Genomic DNA, 16,982 nt, shown 5'->3' on the forward strand with positions numbered 1-16,982 from the left:
CCTCTTGCTCAGGAATATTCATGTCGCTCGACGCGAAAACGGTTACGCGCATCGCCAGACTGGCGAGGATCGGTCTCCAGCCCGGAGAGGTTGAAACTCTCGGACAGGATATGGGCTCCATCATCGACTGGGTGGAACAGCTCAAGGAAGTGGATGTCACGGGCGTTGATCCCATGATTGGTACGGGTCTGGCAAAGCCCCGTCTGCGGGAAGATCGGGTCACGGATGGCGATTGCCGTGACAAGGTTCTGGCCAATGCCCCCGAACGGGAAGGTCCGTTCTTCACGGTACCGAAGGTGGTTGAATAATGTCCGGCATTCACGATTTCACGCTGGCTTCGGCCCGGGACGCGCTCAAGGCACGCAAGATCTCTGCGGTCGAACTGACGAACGCTCATATTGACGCGATCGAGCGTCTGGACGGTCAGCTCAACAGCTTCATCACCCGCACGCCTGATCAGGCCCGCGAAGGCGCCAAGGCTGCGGACGCGGCTCTGGCCAAGGGCGAAGGCGGGAGCCTTTGCGGTATTCCGCTGGGCATCAAGGACCTGTTCTGCACGAATGGCGTTCGCACTACGGCCGCCAGCAAGATCCTTGGCAATTTCGTACCGCCTTATGAAAGCACGGTTACAGCCAATCTGCTCAAAGATGGCGCAGTTTTTCTGGGCAAGCTGAATCTTGATGAATTTGCCATGGGTTCGGCCAATCTGACCTCCGCGTTCGGGCCAGTCGAAAATCCATGGAAGCGTAAGGATTCTGACGCCAAGCTGGTTCCGGGTGGGTCTTCCGGTGGATCAGCCGCAGCAGTTGCGGCCGGGCTCGTGCTCGGTGCGACGGGCACGGATACGGGTGGTTCCATCCGTCAGCCGGCTGCCTTTACGGGCATTGCAGGGATCAAGCCGACCTATGGGCGCTGCTCGCGTTTCGGGACGATCGCTTTTGCGAGCTCGCTCGATCAGGCTGGCCCAATGGCCCGTAATCTTCAGGATTGCGCCATTCTGCTCGAATCGATGGCTGGTTTCGATCCGCGGGATTCCACGAGTGTTGATACGCCCGTTCCGAACTACGAAGCTGCTCTGAAGCGTGGCGTTAAAGGACTGCGTGTTGGTATTCCCAAGGAATATCATGTGTACGGCATGCCCGCGGAAATCGAAGCACTGTGGCAGCAGGGCATGACCTGGCTACGGGATGCCGGTGCGGAAATTGTTGAGGTTTCCCTGCCTCACACGAAATACGGCCTTCCCACCTATTACATCGCGGCTCTTGCCGAAGCGTCTTCGAATCTTGCGCGCTACGATGGTGTCCGTTTTGGCGAGCGTGTGAGTGCGCCTTCGCTGGATGGTCTTTATGAAGCCAGCCGTGCTGCTGGTTTTGGTGAAGAGGTCAAGCGTCGTATCCTGATCGGTACGCATGTGCTGTCTTCGGGCTATTACGATGCCTATTACCTCCGCGCGCAGAAGGTCCGGACGCTGATTCAGCAGGACTTCCTGAAAGCTTTCGAGAATGTCGACGTTCTTCTGACGCCGACCGCACCATCGGGTGCTTTCGCGCAGGACGAAAAGCCGACCGATCCGGTGCAGATGTATCTGAATGACGTCTTTACGGTTCCGGCGAGCATGGCGGGCGTCCCTGCCCTGTCCGTTCCGGCTGGTCTGGATGCGCGCGGTGTGCCGCTTGGGTTGCAGCTTATCGGTAAGTTCTTCGATGAAGAGACGCTGATTGCTGCCGGTCATGCCATTGAGCAGGCGGCGGCGTTCCATCACAGACCCACCCTTCATGCAGGAGTGTCGGCATGAGCTATCGTATTACCGGCAGCACCGGTGAATGGGAAATTGTTGTCGGTCTTGAGGTTCATGCTCAGGTCGTTAGCGAAGCCAAGCTCTTTTCCGGCGCTTCGGCGGAATATGGCGGCGAACCGAACACGCATGTCAGCCTCGTCGATGCCGGTTTTCCAGGCATGCTTCCGGTTCTGAATCAGGAATGCGTTGCGCAGGCCGTTCGTACAGGTCTGGGGCTTGAAGCCGAGATCAATCTGTTCAGCCGCTTCGACCGCAAGAACTACTTCTATGCGGATCTGCCCACCGGTTACCAGATTAGCCAGTTTGCCCATCCGATCATCGGCAAAGGCAAGGTTCTCGTCGACCTAGCTGATGGCAGCACGCGCGAAATCGGTGTGACGCGTCTGCATCTGGAGCAGGACGCTGGCAAGTCAATCCATGATCAGGACCCGACGCGCTCTTTCATCGACCTGAATCGTGCCGGGGTGGCGCTGATGGAAATCGTCAGTGAGCCGGATATCCGTTCGCCTGAAGAAGCTGGCGCCTATCTGCGCAAGCTGCGTCAGATCCTGCGCTATATCGGCACCTGCGACGGGAACATGGAAGAAGGGTCCATGCGTGCCGATGTGAACGTGTCAGTTCGCAAGCCGGACGAGACGGAATATCGCACGCGTTGTGAGATCAAGAACGTCAACTCGATCCGCTTTGTCATGATGGCCATCGAAGTCGAGGCACAGCGGCAGATTGAAGTCTGGGAAGCTGGGGGCACCGTCGATCAGGAGACACGCCTGTTCGATCACGTCAGAAGCGAAACGCGCTCTTTGCGCAGCAAGGAAGATGCGCACGATTATCGCTACTTCCCTGACCCTGACCTTCTGCCGTTGGTCATCGAACAGTCGTGGGTTGACGAACTCAAGGCGGCCCTGCCTGAGTTGCCTGAAGCCAAGCGCGCTCGTCTGGAAGCGGAATACGGTGTCAGCCGCTATGAGTCTTCCGTTCTGTGTGTTGAACAGGCGACTGCGGATTTCTACGAAACCGTGGCGCGTGGCGCCGATGCCCGTCTGGCGGCAAACTGGATGCTGGGTGATTTTTTCGCAGCGCTGAACCGCACTGGCCGTTCCATTGAAGACAGCCCGGTGAGTGCGGAAGGTCTGCGAGAGCTTCTGGGCCTGATTTCCAACTCTACGATCAATGGCAAGATCGCTAAGGAAGTCTTGGAAGACATGGTCGAGACGGGCGATTCTGCCTCTGCCATCGTTGAGCGTAAGGGTCTCCGTCAGGTTACGGACACAGGGGCCATTGAAAGCGCCATTCGCGATATTCTTACGGCGAACACCGATAAAGTCGAAGAATATAAAAGCGGTAAGGACAAGCTTTTCGGCTTTTTTGTCGGTCAGACGATGAAGGCCATGAAGGGTAAGGGTAACCCTGCCCTCGTTAATGAAACCCTCAAGAAACTTCTTTCAGAGTAAGGCGAAAAAAATGTTCTTAGGGGGTTTGACCACGACGCGGTTACCCCCTAAGAACACTCCTGCTTACGCAGTGCAAACCGTGTAAAGTGCGGAGGGGTGGCCGAGAGGCTGAAGGCGGCGGATTGCTAATCCGTTATACGATGTAAGTCGTATCGTGGGTTCGAATCCCATCCCCTCCGCCAGTATTTTTCAAGACATAATGGCCCGAATATTTGTTGCCCAAGGGTGTATCCTGCGGGACTTTATTTCCGTTTCGGAAATCTGTAGAGGCTGTGGCCTATGTCAGAGAATTCTATTCCAGTCTATCTGGCCGGTGATCTGGTGTTCAGGCCGCAGGCTCTTGATTTGTTTGCGCGTTTGAAATCGATCTGCGCAGAATATGGTCTTGAGGGTGTTGCACCTTTTGATGGGCAGGCCGAAGCACGTCTGCTGCCTCCGGGGCGGGAGACTATTCTTGCCTTTGTCCGCGCGGACCGTGATCTGATGGACCGTTGTGCCGCAGGTTTGTTCTGTATTGATCCGTTCCGTCGTTCTCCGGAGATGGACCCAGGAACGGCGGTTGAAATCGGTTACATGCTGGGTCTTGGAAAGCCGATGGAGGCTTATACCGTAGACGGACGCCTCTATTCCGAGAAGGTCGAGACTTACTGGCGGGATGTGTGGAATGAGAGCCTTTCCGCTAGGCCTGAGAGTGATGCCCCCTCCTCAGGGTGTATGGAAGATCCCGATGGCATGCTGGTCCATTCTGAAGGGCTGCTTCAGAATGGAATGGTCGAGGGTTTTATTGAGATGGCGGGCGGCAGCGTCGCCATTGATAGCGATTTTTTTAAAGCGTTTCGGCAGGCTGCCGCGTGTCTTTCGAAACGGCTTTACGCAGAAATATAAACTCAGCTTCAGTTTTTGGCGTAGACCCCCTGTCTACAGCGGGGAGCTAGACTGCAGACGCTACATACGACAGTCATTGATGCATCATCATTGAAGGAGCAGCTTGCAGAACGCTCCATGGCATATCCGCGCGGCGGAGGTTCTGTTTGGAAGGCTGTTACGACGCGCGTTATCCATTGCTGAAGCGGCTTCGGCAATTCAGCGTCATGATGAGACCATCGCAGAATATCATCTGTTGTACGGCCAATCCGGTGCGCAAGCTGGTCATTCGACCATTGAGTCAATTGCAGAAAATCAGTCAACGTTACACGTGGCACGTTACAGCCTTCCGAAAGTGTAAGATGACAAGGAGCGTATATCCCTTCGGATTTTTCGTCAATAAATCGTTAAAGCTCCCTATGGATAATATTTTGGCTGAATAATGTCTCTTTGGTTCAATATTTTATTCCTTGAATAAAAAATTTTATACAAAACAATATCGGGAATTCAGAAATAATTTCTAGATTTTATGGGAATATTGTTTGTTTTTTTGAAAGCGGCGCAGTCCAATATGGCCGATTTTTTCTAGGATCGGGGTGGTCATTCGTAGGAGCCAAGGCATGATCAGGCATGCATGAGCGAAAATCCCGTCCAGCGTAGGTAGAAAGATTTCACGTCCCCTTCCTTCACTGGTCCGGATGATCAGGCTGGCCACATGCCGCGCCGGAAGAGGCTTGTTGACAAAGTTGAGTACGGATCCACCATCCCGTGTTTCCTGTTCAAGCATTGGAGTGTCGACGGCGCCAAGAAAGATAGACGAAACTCGGATTGTTCCGGATTTGAACTCCAGCGCCAATGACCGTGCAAAACCCCTGAGGCCGAACTTTGTTGCGCTATACACGGCACTTCCCTGAAGGGGCATGACGCCAGCAATGGAATTGACGAAGACGATATGTGAAGCCGGGGACAGGTTTGGCAGCAACTGACTGGTCATGAGTATTGGTGATGTCAGATTGATCGCCATCTGTTCTTCAAGGCTGTGCCGAGTGAGATCTTTGGTCAACTCGGGCTGTATTTTTCCAGCGCAATGAATCAATAGTCCGATACTTTTTTTTCTTTCCAGAATGGCGGCACTGATGGCTTCCAGATCTTCAGGTTTGGTAAGGTCACAATAGACAGCCTCAAACCGACCGTTTCTGCTGGAAATCTGTTCTTCAGCTTTGCGTGGTTGGCGCGTCAGTAGAAGAACATCCCATCCTTTTTCCAGAAGAAGCCCTGCAATTTCACATCCAATTCCGCCTGTTCCACCCGTCATGACGGCGCAAGATGGTACTGACACTCCCTTTTTGAAGGAAAAAAGCTTCATGTATTGTATGAACCAGTCGGAATTGAGGGTGTCAGGGCGTTCATGATCGGCTTTCTGGAAAAACTGTTAAATCTTCATAACGCGATAGCCGCATGCATCCTATGGTTTTCTTACATATGAAGGCAGGAGAAGGAATGTTGTGCGTTATAGGGGGGAATTGCGTGGCTATAGCCAATGATAACGGTTCAACCGCTTATTCTAATAAGACAGGCAGTTTGCGCAAAGTGTCGGATTGACACATGATTTTCCTCGGTGCGCGCGACTTTGCTTCTCTATGAAGATGCTTTCCGTGCTGCCCCATCAACCTAACTCTCCTAACCGCCTTTTGGGCGGTTTTTTTATGTCTGGAGATACATGCGCAACCGCTTCTTCGTATTCGGTGCCGCCCATGCGTCTGTCGGCCGTTTCGGTGGAATGCAAACTCCGACCACAGATCAGTTGAGGGGCGATGAAGCCTATGGTCTGCCGCGGCAGCAGAGCTGGCTGGGTCTTCCGGGTAGGACGCCGGAACGCTGAAAATTTCGACGTGTTTCTGAACGACATGAGGACTGCATGACCACAATTCATAATCTTACCCCATCTCCGCTGCGGACGATTACTTTGCAGGGATGCAACGGAGTCGTCTCTCAAGTCACTTTTTGTCCGAAGTCGTCTGCTGACTGTCTGGATTATTCGCTGGATTTCTCGGCGCTTCTGGCCGGGACAGGTGATACGCTTGTCGCCATCAGATCGGCCAAGGTTATTACGGCAAGTGGAGATTATGCTCTTACGGTCATGTGGAGTGCCGTCGCCGGGACGATGGTGGTGGCATTTCTCGCGAGCGGCCAGCCGGACACGACGCAGAAAATCCTCTTCGAGATTACGACGCAGCAGGGCCGGGTCTATTCCGTAATGGCCGTCTTGCAGATCACGGACCTTACCGCTGCGACCGCCCCACCATCGGATTTCCCTGCCGACACCCTGACGAACGGCAACGTGCTGATCGCGGGCGTGGAGGCGCTGCCTTCGGGTTATTCGTCGAACGGTCAGGTCGTCATGGCGACCGAGGATGCCGCCCCGGTTGGCACGCCATCTTTCAAGAGCGTGACGGCCGGGACGTATGCCGGTGATGGTTCCGGACTGAATGTCACGTCAGGCGGCAAAGCCCAGACCATCGATCAATGGGTTGCATCGCTCTCCTCGGGCGGTGTGCAGAGTGTCGGTGTCAAATCGATTGATGTGACTCAGGACCCTGTCACAACCGGCCAGCCTTCGACCGTAACGCTGACGGCTACTCTCACTGATGGCACGACGACGGCACCGACAATATTCGTGGCTCCAGCCGGTGCTACAGGTGCTACAGGTGCTACAGGTGCTACAGGTGCAGCTGGACCGAAAGGCGATACGGGCGCAACAGGTGCGGCTGGTCCTGTCGGCGCGTCCGGCATAGGAATAGCGTCCGTCGCCGTAAGTCAGGGGACGGTCGTAGCGGGTCAGGCATCCACGGTTACGCTCACAGCGACAATGAGCAATGGTGCAACCGCTCCAGCAGTTTCTTTTCAAGCACCGGCAGGTGCGCCGGGTTCAGGCGGAAGTACGACGGATCTGACAGCGGCGGCGATTAATACCGCCTTAGGATACACTGCGGCGAACGGCGCGAATTATCTGCCGTTACAAATGGCATCGATTTCAAATATTCCGGCTTTAACGCATCCCTCCGATGCAGGCTCGGACGGTTCTTTGTTTTCAATGTGGGATATCGGGAATAACCACAGTATTAATGTTGGATTTAACTCCAATAACAACTACAATAGATTTACAATAGTATCAAAAGACAATAACCCGCCCTGCCTGACGTTACAGGACAAGGACGGCTATCAAGGATATCTATTTACGCATAATTCCAGTGGAAACACGGCGCTTGCGTCGCCATGGTTTGGTATAGATGGCACTTGGGGCGAGAGCGGTATTGCGTGGATCGAAAAGGATTGGGAAGGCGTTTATTGGAAGATATCGTGCCCATCTACGCAAAATGGTGCTGCTACCTTCAATATTACAGCCGCATCTTCCGACAGTTCTGCTTATCTGGCCACGCCCGCTGTATCCATTACCCGCGCCACGAACCAGGCCACTCTGGCAGTAGAACCTCTTGTTCTGGCTTATAACGCCTACACCTTCGCCACACTGCCGACATCCCCTGTTGCGTGGCAGCGTGCTGTCGTGACGGACAAAGCCATCGGCTCTGGCGCTCAGGGTGTCATGGCGATGTGGAACCCGAATACGAAGGCGTGGACAGGTCTGGGTGGAGAGGCGCTGGTATGAGGAGGCTGGCGCTCTGTGGAATGCTTGCTTTTTCTGGCTGTTCTGCCGGGTCCGTCGCGCCCGTCACAATCAGTCAGGCCATTGCCGGGGTGCAGGCGGATCTGACGAAAGCCGGTGTGGTCAGTGTGTCGGGTGTGCAGCATTGGACGGCCGATCAGGCCGCCCGGTTCGACGCCAACGTCCGGGCGCTTCAGTGCGCGCAGAACACGTCCGATCCGGTCGTGGCCATGATTGCCGGGCCGGTGACGATGGATCTGTCCGGCACGTTTAGTCAGTCGGGGTCGTTCTCCGTCTCGACTTCAGGCTTTACCCCTGTTTTTGGTTTGCAGGCCGATGCCAGCCGAACGAAGGGCCAAACTCTAAGTCTTCCGGTCCAGTTCGTGCCTCTGTCGGCGCTGCCTGATGCCGAGGCTGGACGTGAGGTCGGATATGTCGGAGCCCTTCTTGGGCAAAACGATGCGGTCCGTGTTGAAGCCGCAACGCGGATCGAAGCAGATCGATCCGCGTTGGCTGCGCATGTCCAGCTGTTGATCGGTGGATATGGTTCCCCCTGCCCGCCCGGATCAGATCATCCATTTGTTGGTGTTCGCGGCAAGTAATTCCCGGGATCTTTCAGTTCATCCTTAATCTTGAAGATCAGAAGGATGAACTATCAAGGTAAGTGTTCTTATGTAAACATATTATTTTTAAAAAATTATATTTCAGGTCTGTTCGTGTTTTGATCTAAAAAAGAATATAGGTCGCATTCATTTTTCAAGTGAAGAGTAAGATCGTTCAACAGTTTATTCTTGAATCTCGGTATGACCCAGTGGAGATCTACGGTAAGACGGTGGCCAGGAACGATTTCAATCAGATTTCCCTGAGATAGATACCTGTCCACCAAGGCGTGCGGCTGTAACCCCCATCCAAAACTATTGAGTGTAAAATCCAGAAAACCGTGCGTAGAGGGGACGTAATGTATCCGCCGCGGTAGATCTGTCTTGTGCAGAGCATGCAACCATCGCGCCTCCAGACCATCGTCGCGGTCAAAGCATATGCACGGTGCTTCCTGAAACTCAGCTGCGGTACCTCCGGTTCTGAAGTATTGCGCTGCAAAATCAGGCGTAGCGCAGGCAACATACTGCATGCCCCCGAGCTGGATGGAGCTGCATCCCGGGACTGGCTCTGTTTGGGCGGTGATTGCAGCGATAACCTCGCCTGATCTTAAGCGGTCAGCTGTACAGGTTTCATCCTCGACAAGAAGGTCCAAACAAATTCCTTCTTTCATAGCAAAGCGCGAGATTGCACCTGGAAACCACGTTGCAAGACTATCAGCATTTACGGCGATTCTCAGAGTAACCTCAGGTGGAGACAAAGGCCCTGACGCGAAGGAAAGATGAGGGATTTCCGCTTCGAGCAGATGAACCCTGTCGAGATGTGTCACCAGGGCTTGGCCCAGTTCTGTCGGCCTGCACGGTTGGCCGCGAATAATCAGCAGAGCACCCAGCCGGTCTTCGTATCCTCTGACGCGCTGAGAAACAGCAGAAGCCGTAATGTTTAATTTTCTGGCCGCACTGTCGAAGGAGCCTTCCCGGATGACAGCGCTTACGGCCGCAAGAGCATTATAATCCAACACCAATAAAGGATTGCTTCATCAGGATAAGAAAAACAAGTTTTCCTTTTTCGAAGTCGCTCCGTAAGGAGGCTGAATGATGTCTTTCATTACAAGCTTTTTTTCCGGTTTTGCGCTTTCTGCCTCACTGATTGTCGCGATCGGCGCTCAGAATCTGTTCGTTCTTCGACAGGGTCTGAAGAAAGAGCATGTCGGTCCCATTGTCCTTTTCTGCGGCTTTTCAGATGCTATCCTGATTATCGCGGGGGTGAGTGGAATGGGGGCTCTGCTGGAAACTTTCCCACAAATCGCGAAAGGATTTACACTCGCCGGTGCTGGGTTTCTGTTCTGGTATGGCCTAAGAACGCTGCGTCTGGTTACTCTCTCGGAGAGCATGACAGTCACTCAAAGCGATTCTGTTGCTTTGTCGAAAGCATTGACCTCAGTCGCAGCGTTTACCTGGCTTAATCCGCACGTCTATCTCGATACAGTTCTCTTGATGGGCACAGCGTCGACAGCGCAGCCACTTCCCCTTAGGCCCTTTTTTGCAGCCGGGGCGGCATCTGTCAGTTTTCTATGGTTTGGTGCATTAGGCTATGGTGCACGTTTTTTACAGCCAATATTCGCTACGCCGAAATCATGGAAGGTTCTGGATCTTGTTATTGGGTGCGTAGTGCTTTTTCTCGCAACCCTTTTGCTGGTACAAGATCTCTAAAATTGTCTGCGAATACAGTGAATATTTCAGGATGATGAGGCTGGAAATCGACTTAACAGGGAAAAGTAAATCTGCTGAACGGATGCAGAACAAGCTATACTGTTTCTTGCCAACGTAACCTGAGTTTATATCGCAATATATGAGATAGGATTTTCAGGAATTTCGGATGGTGGGCGCGACAGGGATTGAACCTGTGACCCCTGCCGTGTGAAGGCAGTGCTCTACCGCTGAGCTACGCGCCCATCCGTTGGACGGGCTTCTAACAAGATGTTGTTTTTCTGACAAGATCTTTTTCGCAGGAAGCCGGTTTGTCCGCTCCGGCTTCCCTTATCGGGCGCTCAGAAACCGAACATATGGTCGAGGGAGAAAGCTCCGCCCCCGTTTTCCAGTCCGTGATAGCCGAAGAGACGGCATGTCAGATCACGGATGAGGACGTAGCCTCCCTCCCCTGCCTGATCGAGATGCGATGCTTCGAACAACTCCTGTGGTCGCACCATAAAAGATCCATTGGGCGCGATCCTGATCGTCGTCTGGGCCAGCAGCGCACCATTTGCTGCATGAAGCAGCAGGACGGTTTCGGAGGCGTCAGTTCCTTCAACGGAAGCCGGATGGATCAGGCAACAGAAGCTGCGGAATGTGTCCTGAGTAGTTTTCTGACCCAGTTTCAGGAACAGCCGTGTTGTCAGTCCCGGCGGCGGGCCGGAATAGGATTGCGGTTCCGAACGCCATGTCATGAGCGTATTGAAGATATGGGCCCCGAAGCTGGTTTCGGCGGCATGGTCGCTCTCACGGTGGCGGTATCGCATCATGGCGTGCAGCCATCCATCCGCCTCGCCGCCATCACGGAAATCATAGACCAGATCCGCATGGCCGGTCCGGTCCGTCAGGTCGTGCAGAGCAACGGCCGTGTTATGATTGCGAGGAAGGTTTCCCAGAAAATGCGAGCTGGTTTTTTCGCCGGATTCATCAAACAGATCCAATCTGACAGGTAGCGTTTCCAGACTTTCGGACATGGGATTGGGTTGAAGAAAAGTCTCGAAGCGCTTTGGATCAAGGATCGGGAACGGCAGCAGGAAGCCACGGCCCAGCGACGGTGGGAACTGACGGATGGCGGGATCTGGGCGCAGGTTGTCCCGCTCCACGTTCAGATGCGCAATGCGGGTTCGACCACGTTGGGTGATTTCATAGCGCGGACGGACCAGATGTCGGCCGGAACGTAGTTCAAGCTGTGCGGGCCAGTGCAGGTCAGGAAAAAGTGCGCCGACATTTACAGCGACCGTTTCAAACGGCTTTACGGAGCGATCGAGCGCGCGTGGGGCGTCTTCTCCCATACGGTTGAAGGTAATCGCGCCAGCCGGGATTGTCGTCGCGTGACTGTTCTGGACCCACACGATCAGCGTCTCGTCAGGCTCCGGCGCCGGCAGGGTTGCGTAACGCACCGAAGGCCATGCATTGGCGTCGTGCGTGACGGACAGGCTCGGATCGCCGTTCTTGCCCCAGCTATCGAGCGCATATTTCACGACGTCATGACCGCGTGCACCGAGAACGTGAATGAAAAGCTGTCCCGTAAACTCAGGCAGATCAAACCGCCGCCGTACTGCGGCGCTATCGACCGTAATTCCCGCACCGGCTTCCGTCACCGGCTGCTCCCATTGCGCCAGAATTTTGCCGGTTTCGTCATAAAGCCGCATCCAGTAGCGCAGGTTTTCGGCGGCGTAGCTGGACCAGTAGTTGGCCGTCACGATCCGGCAGGAAAAGCGTTCTGTTTCGCGGAAAAAGGCAAAATTGGTCGCGAAGTTCAGCTTGTCCAGATAGGGTCGCCCCTTGACCAGCATATCATCTGGCAGGCGAGCGGGTGCGAGGGTCTGGAGTTCACGTCCGTTGAGAAGCCCCTTCAGGCGCGTCCGCATTTTTGCATCTTCAAATGACAGCGCGAGAATGACATCCGCTTCCGTCGCGGGAAGATCCACCAGTGCCCGCAGCGTACCGCCAAAACCATCCGGCTTTCCGACCTGTTCGGTGTCATGAACATAGACATGCGCCGGTTTCAGGCCCGGGTAGAGAGCAGCCAGTGTACGGGCGGCATCATCCGGGTCGTAGACCGCCAGTGTCCGGCCCGAGAATTCGGCTTCCATGCGAACGAGAGCTTCAGCGGCCAGCGGATGCGCCAGTGCCTTATACAGAATATTGCCACCCTGCGGACCAAAGGTGCGGATATCGAGCATACAGGGGGCCCTTTCAGAGCTTCAGACGTCGGCGCATTTCTCTCGCCACGAGGGGGGTATCGTCAAGCGGGGTCACGTCCCACGGGGTCTGTTTGGGATCGAACATTTTCACACGCCCGGCGTCTTCGAGGGTTTTGACAAAGCGTGAAATCCGTTTTGAACGCCCGGGCAACGGAAAAACCAGAACGGGCGCTGATGTCGCCACGGCTTCGGAGATCATGGAAACGCTATCGGTCGTCACGGCAATGACGTCAGCACAGGCCAGCATCCCCATATAGGGATTGTCTTCGCCACTTCCTGTTAGAACCGCGATGCCGTGCGGCTCCAGCCGTTTGCGAAAAATATCCACGGCAGCCGGATCGGTTCGGCGCGACGGGGTGAGGACGGCCTGCATGGTGTTGTGCATTGTAAAAGCGATGATCCCTTCCGCTATCCGCTCCGCTTCGGCGACACCCAGTGTGAAACGGCCGTTGGCGCCCCCTATCAGAACAGACAGAAGCGGACGGTCATCCCGTTTCAGCCGCTCTTCCCACTGGGCACGCGCCAGATCGAGCTTCTGCTGCGTTACGGGATGAAGCGCATTGCGCGAGATCAAGATGTTCGGTCCAGTGATGACATCATGAGTGTTGGCAATCACCAGATCGAACTTCCGGACCGGCATGCGCGGGTTCTGGATCTGCACGACGGGCAGCCCTTCGCGTTGCGCCACGGCCCTTCCGACCACGCCTCCGGTTCCTCCGATGCAGATGATGAGACGTGTGTCTTCGGGAATCCTGATCGGATCGACCCGTTTTAAGGGAAAAGGCCAATAACGTGCAGGAAAGCGCGACCAGAACGGCTGGATGCGGACTGGTCGGAAATCCCACTTCAGACCTGCCTTTTCGGCCAGTCCCGCACCCTGTGCGCGCATGCCGGCGAAGTCCTCCGCGATGATGATGGCTTTCATGACGGAACTCCGCAAAAAAAGAAGGTGTTTCCCGAACTGCGAGAAATTTGGCAAGAAGCGCATATGACAACGTCCCAGACGCCCCCTGCCTCCTCGAATGCAACCCCAGCCGCTCCTGCTCCCGGATTTGAAGAGCTTGGGCTGATTGCGCCTCTGCTGGCAACTCTCGCTCAGGCCGGACACAAACGCCCGAGCCTGATCCAGGCGCAGGCCATTCCTCCTCTGCTTGAAGGCAAGGACGTTCTGGTCGGCTCCCAGACCGGCAGTGGCAAGACGGCGGCGTTCGTGCTGCCCATGCTCCAGAAGCTTGAAGAAGCGGGCCCGGCGCCCGGCCCTCGCGCGCTTATCCTTGAGCCGACACGCGAACTCGCCGCCCAGACCGCCGCCGTATGCCGTCAGCTCGGACGCAGGCTTTCCCTGAAAACGCGCGTTGTGTGCGGTGGAACGTCCCGTGAGCAGCAGGTCCAGTCTGTCAGCGATGGTGTGGATATCATCGTGGCCACGCACGGGCGTCTTCTGGATCTGGTCATGCAGGCCGATCTTGTTCTGGAACATCTGACCTATCTTGTTCTGGACGAAGCCGATCGCCTGCTGGATGAAGATTTTTCGGCGAGCATGACGGCTCTCACGCCCTATTTCCCGGACCATCCTCCCCAGACCGTTTTCTGCTCGGCGACATTGCCTGAGCCTGTGATGGATCTGGCCAAGCGGGTGACGCGCGATCCTGTTCGTGTGGAAATCGCGGCGGAGTCTTTCACGCCTAAAAATATCCGCCAGCGGGCGATCTTCGTGGAAAAAGACGACAAGCCCGAAACCGTGGCTCGTCTGCTGAAGCATTTCGAAGGCCGGAGCATCGTCTTTGCGCGGACGAAGAACACCGTGGACGCGCTCGCAAAAATCCTGCGTCGACACAATTTGCGGATCGAGACCCTGCATGGCGATCGCACGCAGGGTGCTCGCAACAAGGCGCTTGACCTGTTCCGTCAGGGGCGCGTTCCCATTCTGGTGACGACCGACATCGCCTCGCGCGGTCTCGATATCCCGGACGTGGATCTCGTCATCAACATGGATATGCCTGAAACGCCGGAGGCTTATGTCCATCGTATCGGCCGGACAGCCCGTGCCGGACGCAAAGGCGTGGCGTTTTCGCTGATCAATATTGATGAACGGACTTTTCTGCGCGATGTCGAGAAACATATCGGCTACCGCGTCCGGATCGCGACGGAAGACTCGCTGGACCGTTAAGCGTTGCGGTTGGCGAGAATGTCCCTCGCCAGATTTTCCCATTCCTGTGCATTATCAACGCGGGGTCGTATGGGCGGAGGGGCTTCAAGGATTGTCTCCAGCGCCCATGCAATCGCTGCGGGGTCCGGATCGCACAATACAGCCTGCGGATCGTCGGCAAACTGCTCGGCCAGACCACCCACACGCGTTGCGACCACATAGCGCCCGCTGGCAATCGCCATGGCTCCTACGCCACTCTGGGACGCCTCACGATAGGGCAGAACCACGATATCGGCCCATTCGACAAGCGCGGGCAGAGCGTCTTCCTCAACCCAGCGGTTCTCGACACGGACATTTTCGAGCGTCGTAAGCCTGTTGAGTTCGGGGCTTTGCGGGCCATGTCCGACAACTCGGCATTCAAAGGCATGACAGACGTGGGGCAGAGCCTCCGCTAGAAGATCCAGCCCCTTGTAAGGCAGAAGGCGTCCGAACATGAGAATGCGGGGCGCACCTCCATGGGCAAATGGCACAGTGCCAGTCCCGCCGATAAAGGGTGGATGCGCAAGCGCAGTTATGGGACACGACACGGCATGCGGCCCTGACGTCAGCCCGTCGGCAACATGACGGCTGAACGTGACAATCTGATCGGCGTGCCGAATCAGGCGCCGCTGCAACAGGGCCTGCAACGGATATCCATCTCCCGGATGCGGTTGTGCATCATGCACGATAACGACGGTCCAGACTCCTGCTTTGTGGAGCACCTGCGTCATCAGCATGTCCAGTGGCCCCGGCATGGCACAGATGGCGATATCCGGGCGGAAATCCCGTACGATTCGTGCAAGCTGCCTGCGAAGCCAGGGCGCTGTCAGAAGTCGTTTTAGCAATCCGCGCAGCGAGCTGTAGGTCGCGACCTTGAGCACGGATTCCGGGGCATTTTTGCTTCGCAGGATTTCCGCCCGTTCTGACAGGCAGAGCAAAACCTCCGTCTTTGGCAGTCTTTTAAGGCCATCCGCCAGATCCACCGCAATGCGTGGCCCTGCGCCCCGCCGTCCCCACTGCCAGACGAGAATGCGTCTGGCCGGACTGCCTTCAGAACGTCTGCTCACGGTCGCGCTCCAACGGCCTGCGCCGCGTCGCGCAATGTCGCACCATTCAGGCGTGTCGCAATTCTGTGTCTAGCCTGCGCGCCCAGACGGGCTCGCAGATCCGGATCATCAGCCGCTGTCCGAAGGGCCTGCACGGCGGACTCCATGTCAGGCAGCGCCCACTGCGTATCGGGCATGTCCCAGATCCCGCGAGGATCACGGGCGGGAACGAGCGTATAGGCAACCGGCAGGCCACAGGTTTCGTCCATAAACTCTGTCGTTGCGGACCAGTCCGTTGCAATCACGCACCGCCCGAGCGCCATGGCTTCTGCCACGACAAGTCCGAAGCCTTCGCTTCGATGCAGGGACAGCACGATATCCGCACATTCTGTCAAAGCGAGCCTGTCGGCACCATCAAGCTGTCCGGTTTCGATCCGGATATTGGGGGCTCCCCCGATGGCCGCCCGGATCGTCGCCAGATCTTCGGGGTAATGCGCGGTATGACCAATCTTCAGGAGCAGAAGCCGGTCCGTACGGTCCCCAAAGGCTTTCCTGAAGGCATGGATTGTTTCGATCGGGCTTTTGCGGACCATGCTGGACGACAGACTGAACGAAACGAGAACAATAACGCAGTTCTCTGGTAACCCGAACGACGCCCGATCCCGTCCGGAAGATTTTTCCTCCGCAAGACCAACCGGATGTTCCACAACCCGCACCGGACGTCCAAGAGAGCGCAGGGCATCCGCCGTAAACCGCGAAGGTGCCCAGATTTCATGTACATGCCGCCGGGCGATGCGCCATATGTCCGGAACGACCGGGAGTTCCCACGCCCAGTATCCGATAACCCGGCGTCCCGTCCGCAGTGCGCGGGGCATGAAGAACTGGGCATAAGGCAGCATGGGAGCATTCACATGCATGACCAGCGGCGCTCCCGGTCCCGTCCTGTCTCCTTCAAGGACGCGACGGTCAATGTCCCATGTCGCGCAGGGAATCCCCATCTCCCGCAGCGCCCGGACCATCAGCCGCGCGCCTTCGCCCAGCCCGGAACTGCGGCTGAATTCGCCAGCAACGATCATCCCGTGTGCCGCAACAGGTTTCCGCAGTCTGACCGGAGGCACAGCCAGAGCGGTGGCCCGAACGAAAAAGCGTCGTCGGGCGTCAGCAGGGAACTGCTGCCATACTTTGTGAAAAATGGAGAGAGACTGTTTCATCGTCCGTTCATGGGGCGTCTGTCCTTGGTCGCAAGCATGGGCAAGGAGCCAAAATCTCTGGAAAACCGGGCGGAAAACAGGAAACGATACTATCAGACCGGCCTCGGAAAAATGTGATTTCTTTCCGCTATGGAAGGAAAGAAAGGCGATGTTCCCTCTCTGGCGACCTGCGCCCAACGTGCTTACACTACAATCCATGACCGAT

General features: G+C 56.0%; 16 protein-coding genes and 2 tRNA genes. 11 read left to right on the forward strand and 7 right to left on the reverse strand.

What is annotated here, in order from left to right:
• Nucleotides 1-20 precede the first annotated feature (20 nt).
• From gatC to JK176_RS09035, 6 genes are all read left to right on the forward strand, one after another.
• Nucleotides 21-308, forward strand: coding sequence for an Asp-tRNA(Asn)/Glu-tRNA(Gln) amidotransferase subunit GatC (gatC, locus tag JK176_RS09010; RefSeq protein ID WP_194263284.1), 288 nt, complete (start codon nt 21-23; stop codon nt 306-308).
• Nucleotides 308-1,795, forward strand: a complete 1,488-nt coding sequence (gatA, locus tag JK176_RS09015) for an Asp-tRNA(Asn)/Glu-tRNA(Gln) amidotransferase subunit GatA (RefSeq protein WP_211587524.1) — start codon at nt 308-310, stop codon at nt 1,793-1,795. The genes gatC and gatA overlap by 1 nt, the downstream gene beginning before the upstream one ends.
• The gene (gatB, locus tag JK176_RS09020; RefSeq protein WP_211587525.1) at nt 1,792-3,249 is read left to right on the forward strand and encodes an Asp-tRNA(Asn)/Glu-tRNA(Gln) amidotransferase subunit GatB; all 1,458 of its coding nucleotides are present in this window, start codon (nt 1,792-1,794) and stop codon (nt 3,247-3,249) included. Before gatA ends, gatB begins: the two co-directional genes overlap by 4 nt.
• Before the next feature lie 90 nt (nt 3,250-3,339).
• Nucleotides 3,340-3,431, forward strand: a tRNA-Ser gene (locus JK176_RS09025).
• Between the two features lie 97 nt (nt 3,432-3,528).
• A complete protein-coding gene (locus JK176_RS09030; protein ID WP_211587526.1) occupies nt 3,529-4,134 on the forward strand; it encodes a nucleoside 2-deoxyribosyltransferase in 606 nt (201 codons plus the stop codon).
• 103 nt (nt 4,135-4,237) lie between these two features.
• Nucleotides 4,238-4,474, forward strand: a complete 237-nt coding sequence (locus JK176_RS09035; RefSeq protein WP_211587527.1) for a hypothetical protein — start codon at nt 4,238-4,240, stop codon at nt 4,472-4,474.
• A gap of 159 nt (nt 4,475-4,633) precedes the next feature.
• On the opposite strand, the gene JK176_RS09040 is transcribed toward JK176_RS09035, so the two are convergent.
• A complete protein-coding gene (locus JK176_RS09040; protein ID WP_211587528.1) occupies nt 4,634-5,479 on the reverse strand; it encodes an SDR family NAD(P)-dependent oxidoreductase in 846 nt (281 codons plus the stop codon).
• A 354-nt stretch (nt 5,480-5,833) separates the two neighbouring features.
• Here JK176_RS09040 and JK176_RS09045 point away from each other — a divergent pair, with 354 nt between their 5' ends.
• From JK176_RS09045 to JK176_RS09055, 3 genes are read left to right on the forward strand one after another with little or no spacing between them, the layout of a single operon-like run.
• Nucleotides 5,834-5,995 carry a hypothetical protein gene (locus JK176_RS09045; RefSeq protein WP_194263279.1) on the forward strand — a complete coding sequence of 54 codons (162 nt, stop codon included), beginning with the start codon at nt 5,834-5,836 and terminating at the stop codon, nt 5,993-5,995.
• Nucleotides 5,996-6,031: 36 nt separating this feature from the next.
• Complete coding sequence (locus JK176_RS09050) at nt 6,032-7,780, forward strand: hypothetical protein (protein WP_211587529.1); 1,749 nt, start codon at nt 6,032-6,034, stop codon at nt 7,778-7,780.
• A 20-nt stretch (nt 7,781-7,800) separates the two neighbouring features.
• Nucleotides 7,801-8,379: a hypothetical protein gene (locus JK176_RS09055; RefSeq protein ID WP_249194384.1), complete on the forward strand. Its 579-nt coding sequence runs from the start codon at nt 7,801-7,803 to the stop codon at nt 8,377-8,379.
• Nucleotides 8,380-8,474: 95 nt separating this feature from the next.
• Here JK176_RS09055 and JK176_RS09060 read toward each other — a convergent pair whose 3' ends face one another.
• Nucleotides 8,475-9,395: a LysR family transcriptional regulator ArgP gene (locus JK176_RS09060; protein ID WP_211587530.1), complete on the reverse strand. Its 921-nt coding sequence runs from the start codon at nt 9,393-9,395 to the stop codon at nt 8,475-8,477.
• Between the two features lie 73 nt (nt 9,396-9,468).
• On the opposite strand from JK176_RS09060, the gene JK176_RS09065 reads away from it, so the two are divergent.
• Nucleotides 9,469-10,086 (forward strand): LysE/ArgO family amino acid transporter, encoded by a 618-nt coding sequence (locus JK176_RS09065; protein ID WP_249194385.1) that lies wholly within the window; start codon nt 9,469-9,471, stop codon nt 10,084-10,086.
• 167 nt (nt 10,087-10,253) lie between these two features.
• On the opposite strand, the gene JK176_RS09070 is transcribed toward JK176_RS09065, so the two are convergent.
• From JK176_RS09070 to JK176_RS09080, 3 genes are all read right to left on the reverse strand, one after another.
• Nucleotides 10,254-10,328, reverse strand: a tRNA-Val gene (locus tag JK176_RS09070).
• 96 nt (nt 10,329-10,424) lie between these two features.
• A complete protein-coding gene (locus JK176_RS09075; protein WP_211587531.1) occupies nt 10,425-12,311 on the reverse strand; it encodes a hypothetical protein in 1,887 nt (628 codons plus the stop codon).
• Between the two features lie 13 nt (nt 12,312-12,324).
• Nucleotides 12,325-13,257 (reverse strand): mitochondrial fission ELM1 family protein, encoded by a 933-nt coding sequence (locus JK176_RS09080; RefSeq protein WP_211587532.1) that lies wholly within the window; start codon nt 13,255-13,257, stop codon nt 12,325-12,327.
• A 63-nt stretch (nt 13,258-13,320) separates the two neighbouring features.
• On the opposite strand from JK176_RS09080, the gene JK176_RS09085 reads away from it, so the two are divergent.
• A complete protein-coding gene (locus JK176_RS09085) occupies nt 13,321-14,502 on the forward strand; it encodes a DEAD/DEAH box helicase (RefSeq protein ID WP_211566026.1) in 1,182 nt (393 codons plus the stop codon).
• On the opposite strand, the gene JK176_RS09090 is transcribed toward JK176_RS09085, so the two are convergent.
• Entirely contained in the window at nt 14,499-15,587 is a 1,089-nt protein-coding gene (locus JK176_RS09090) for a glycosyltransferase family 4 protein (protein WP_211587533.1), read from the reverse strand. The two genes, JK176_RS09085 and JK176_RS09090, sit on opposite strands and share 4 nt — an antisense overlap.
• Nucleotides 15,584-16,777 carry a glycosyltransferase family 4 protein gene (locus JK176_RS09095; RefSeq protein WP_211587534.1) on the reverse strand — a complete coding sequence of 398 codons (1,194 nt, stop codon included), beginning with the start codon at nt 16,775-16,777 and terminating at the stop codon, nt 15,584-15,586. The genes JK176_RS09090 and JK176_RS09095 overlap by 4 nt, the downstream gene beginning before the upstream one ends.
• Nucleotides 16,778-16,982 lie beyond the last annotated feature (205 nt).

This window comes from Gluconobacter sp. Dm-73 (genome assembly GCF_018256215.1).
In the GTDB taxonomy this organism is placed as follows: domain Bacteria; phylum Pseudomonadota; class Alphaproteobacteria; order Acetobacterales; family Acetobacteraceae; genus Gluconobacter; species Gluconobacter cadivus.

Bases quoted from the DNA above. Each gene is read 5' to 3' on its own strand.
- gatC (WP_194263284.1), top strand. From the start codon at position 21: ATGTCGCTCGACGCGAAAACGGTTACGCGCATCGCCAGACTGGCGAGG.
- gatA (WP_211587524.1), top strand. From the start codon at position 308: ATGTCCGGCATTCACGATTTCACGCTGGCTTCGGCCCGGGACGCGCTC.
- gatB (WP_211587525.1), top strand. From the start codon at position 1,792: ATGAGCTATCGTATTACCGGCAGCACCGGTGAATGGGAAATTGTTGTC.
- JK176_RS09030 (WP_211587526.1), top strand. From the start codon at position 3,529: ATGTCAGAGAATTCTATTCCAGTCTATCTGGCCGGTGATCTGGTGTTC.
- JK176_RS09040 (WP_211587528.1), bottom strand. From the start codon at position 5,479: ATGAAGCTTTTTTCCTTCAAAAAGGGAGTGTCAGTACCATCTTGCGCC.
- JK176_RS09045 (WP_194263279.1), top strand. From the start codon at position 5,834: ATGCGCAACCGCTTCTTCGTATTCGGTGCCGCCCATGCGTCTGTCGGC.
- JK176_RS09050 (WP_211587529.1), top strand. From the start codon at position 6,032: ATGACCACAATTCATAATCTTACCCCATCTCCGCTGCGGACGATTACT.
- JK176_RS09055 (WP_249194384.1), top strand. From the start codon at position 7,801: ATGCTTGCTTTTTCTGGCTGTTCTGCCGGGTCCGTCGCGCCCGTCACA.
- JK176_RS09065 (WP_249194385.1), top strand. From the start codon at position 9,469: ATGATGTCTTTCATTACAAGCTTTTTTTCCGGTTTTGCGCTTTCTGCC.
- JK176_RS09075 (WP_211587531.1), bottom strand. From the start codon at position 12,311: ATGCTCGATATCCGCACCTTTGGTCCGCAGGGTGGCAATATTCTGTAT.
- JK176_RS09080 (WP_211587532.1), bottom strand. From the start codon at position 13,257: ATGAAAGCCATCATCATCGCGGAGGACTTCGCCGGCATGCGCGCACAG.
- JK176_RS09085 (WP_211566026.1), top strand. From the start codon at position 13,321: ATGACAACGTCCCAGACGCCCCCTGCCTCCTCGAATGCAACCCCAGCC.
- JK176_RS09095 (WP_211587534.1), bottom strand. From the start codon at position 16,777: ATGAAACAGTCTCTCTCCATTTTTCACAAAGTATGGCAGCAGTTCCCT.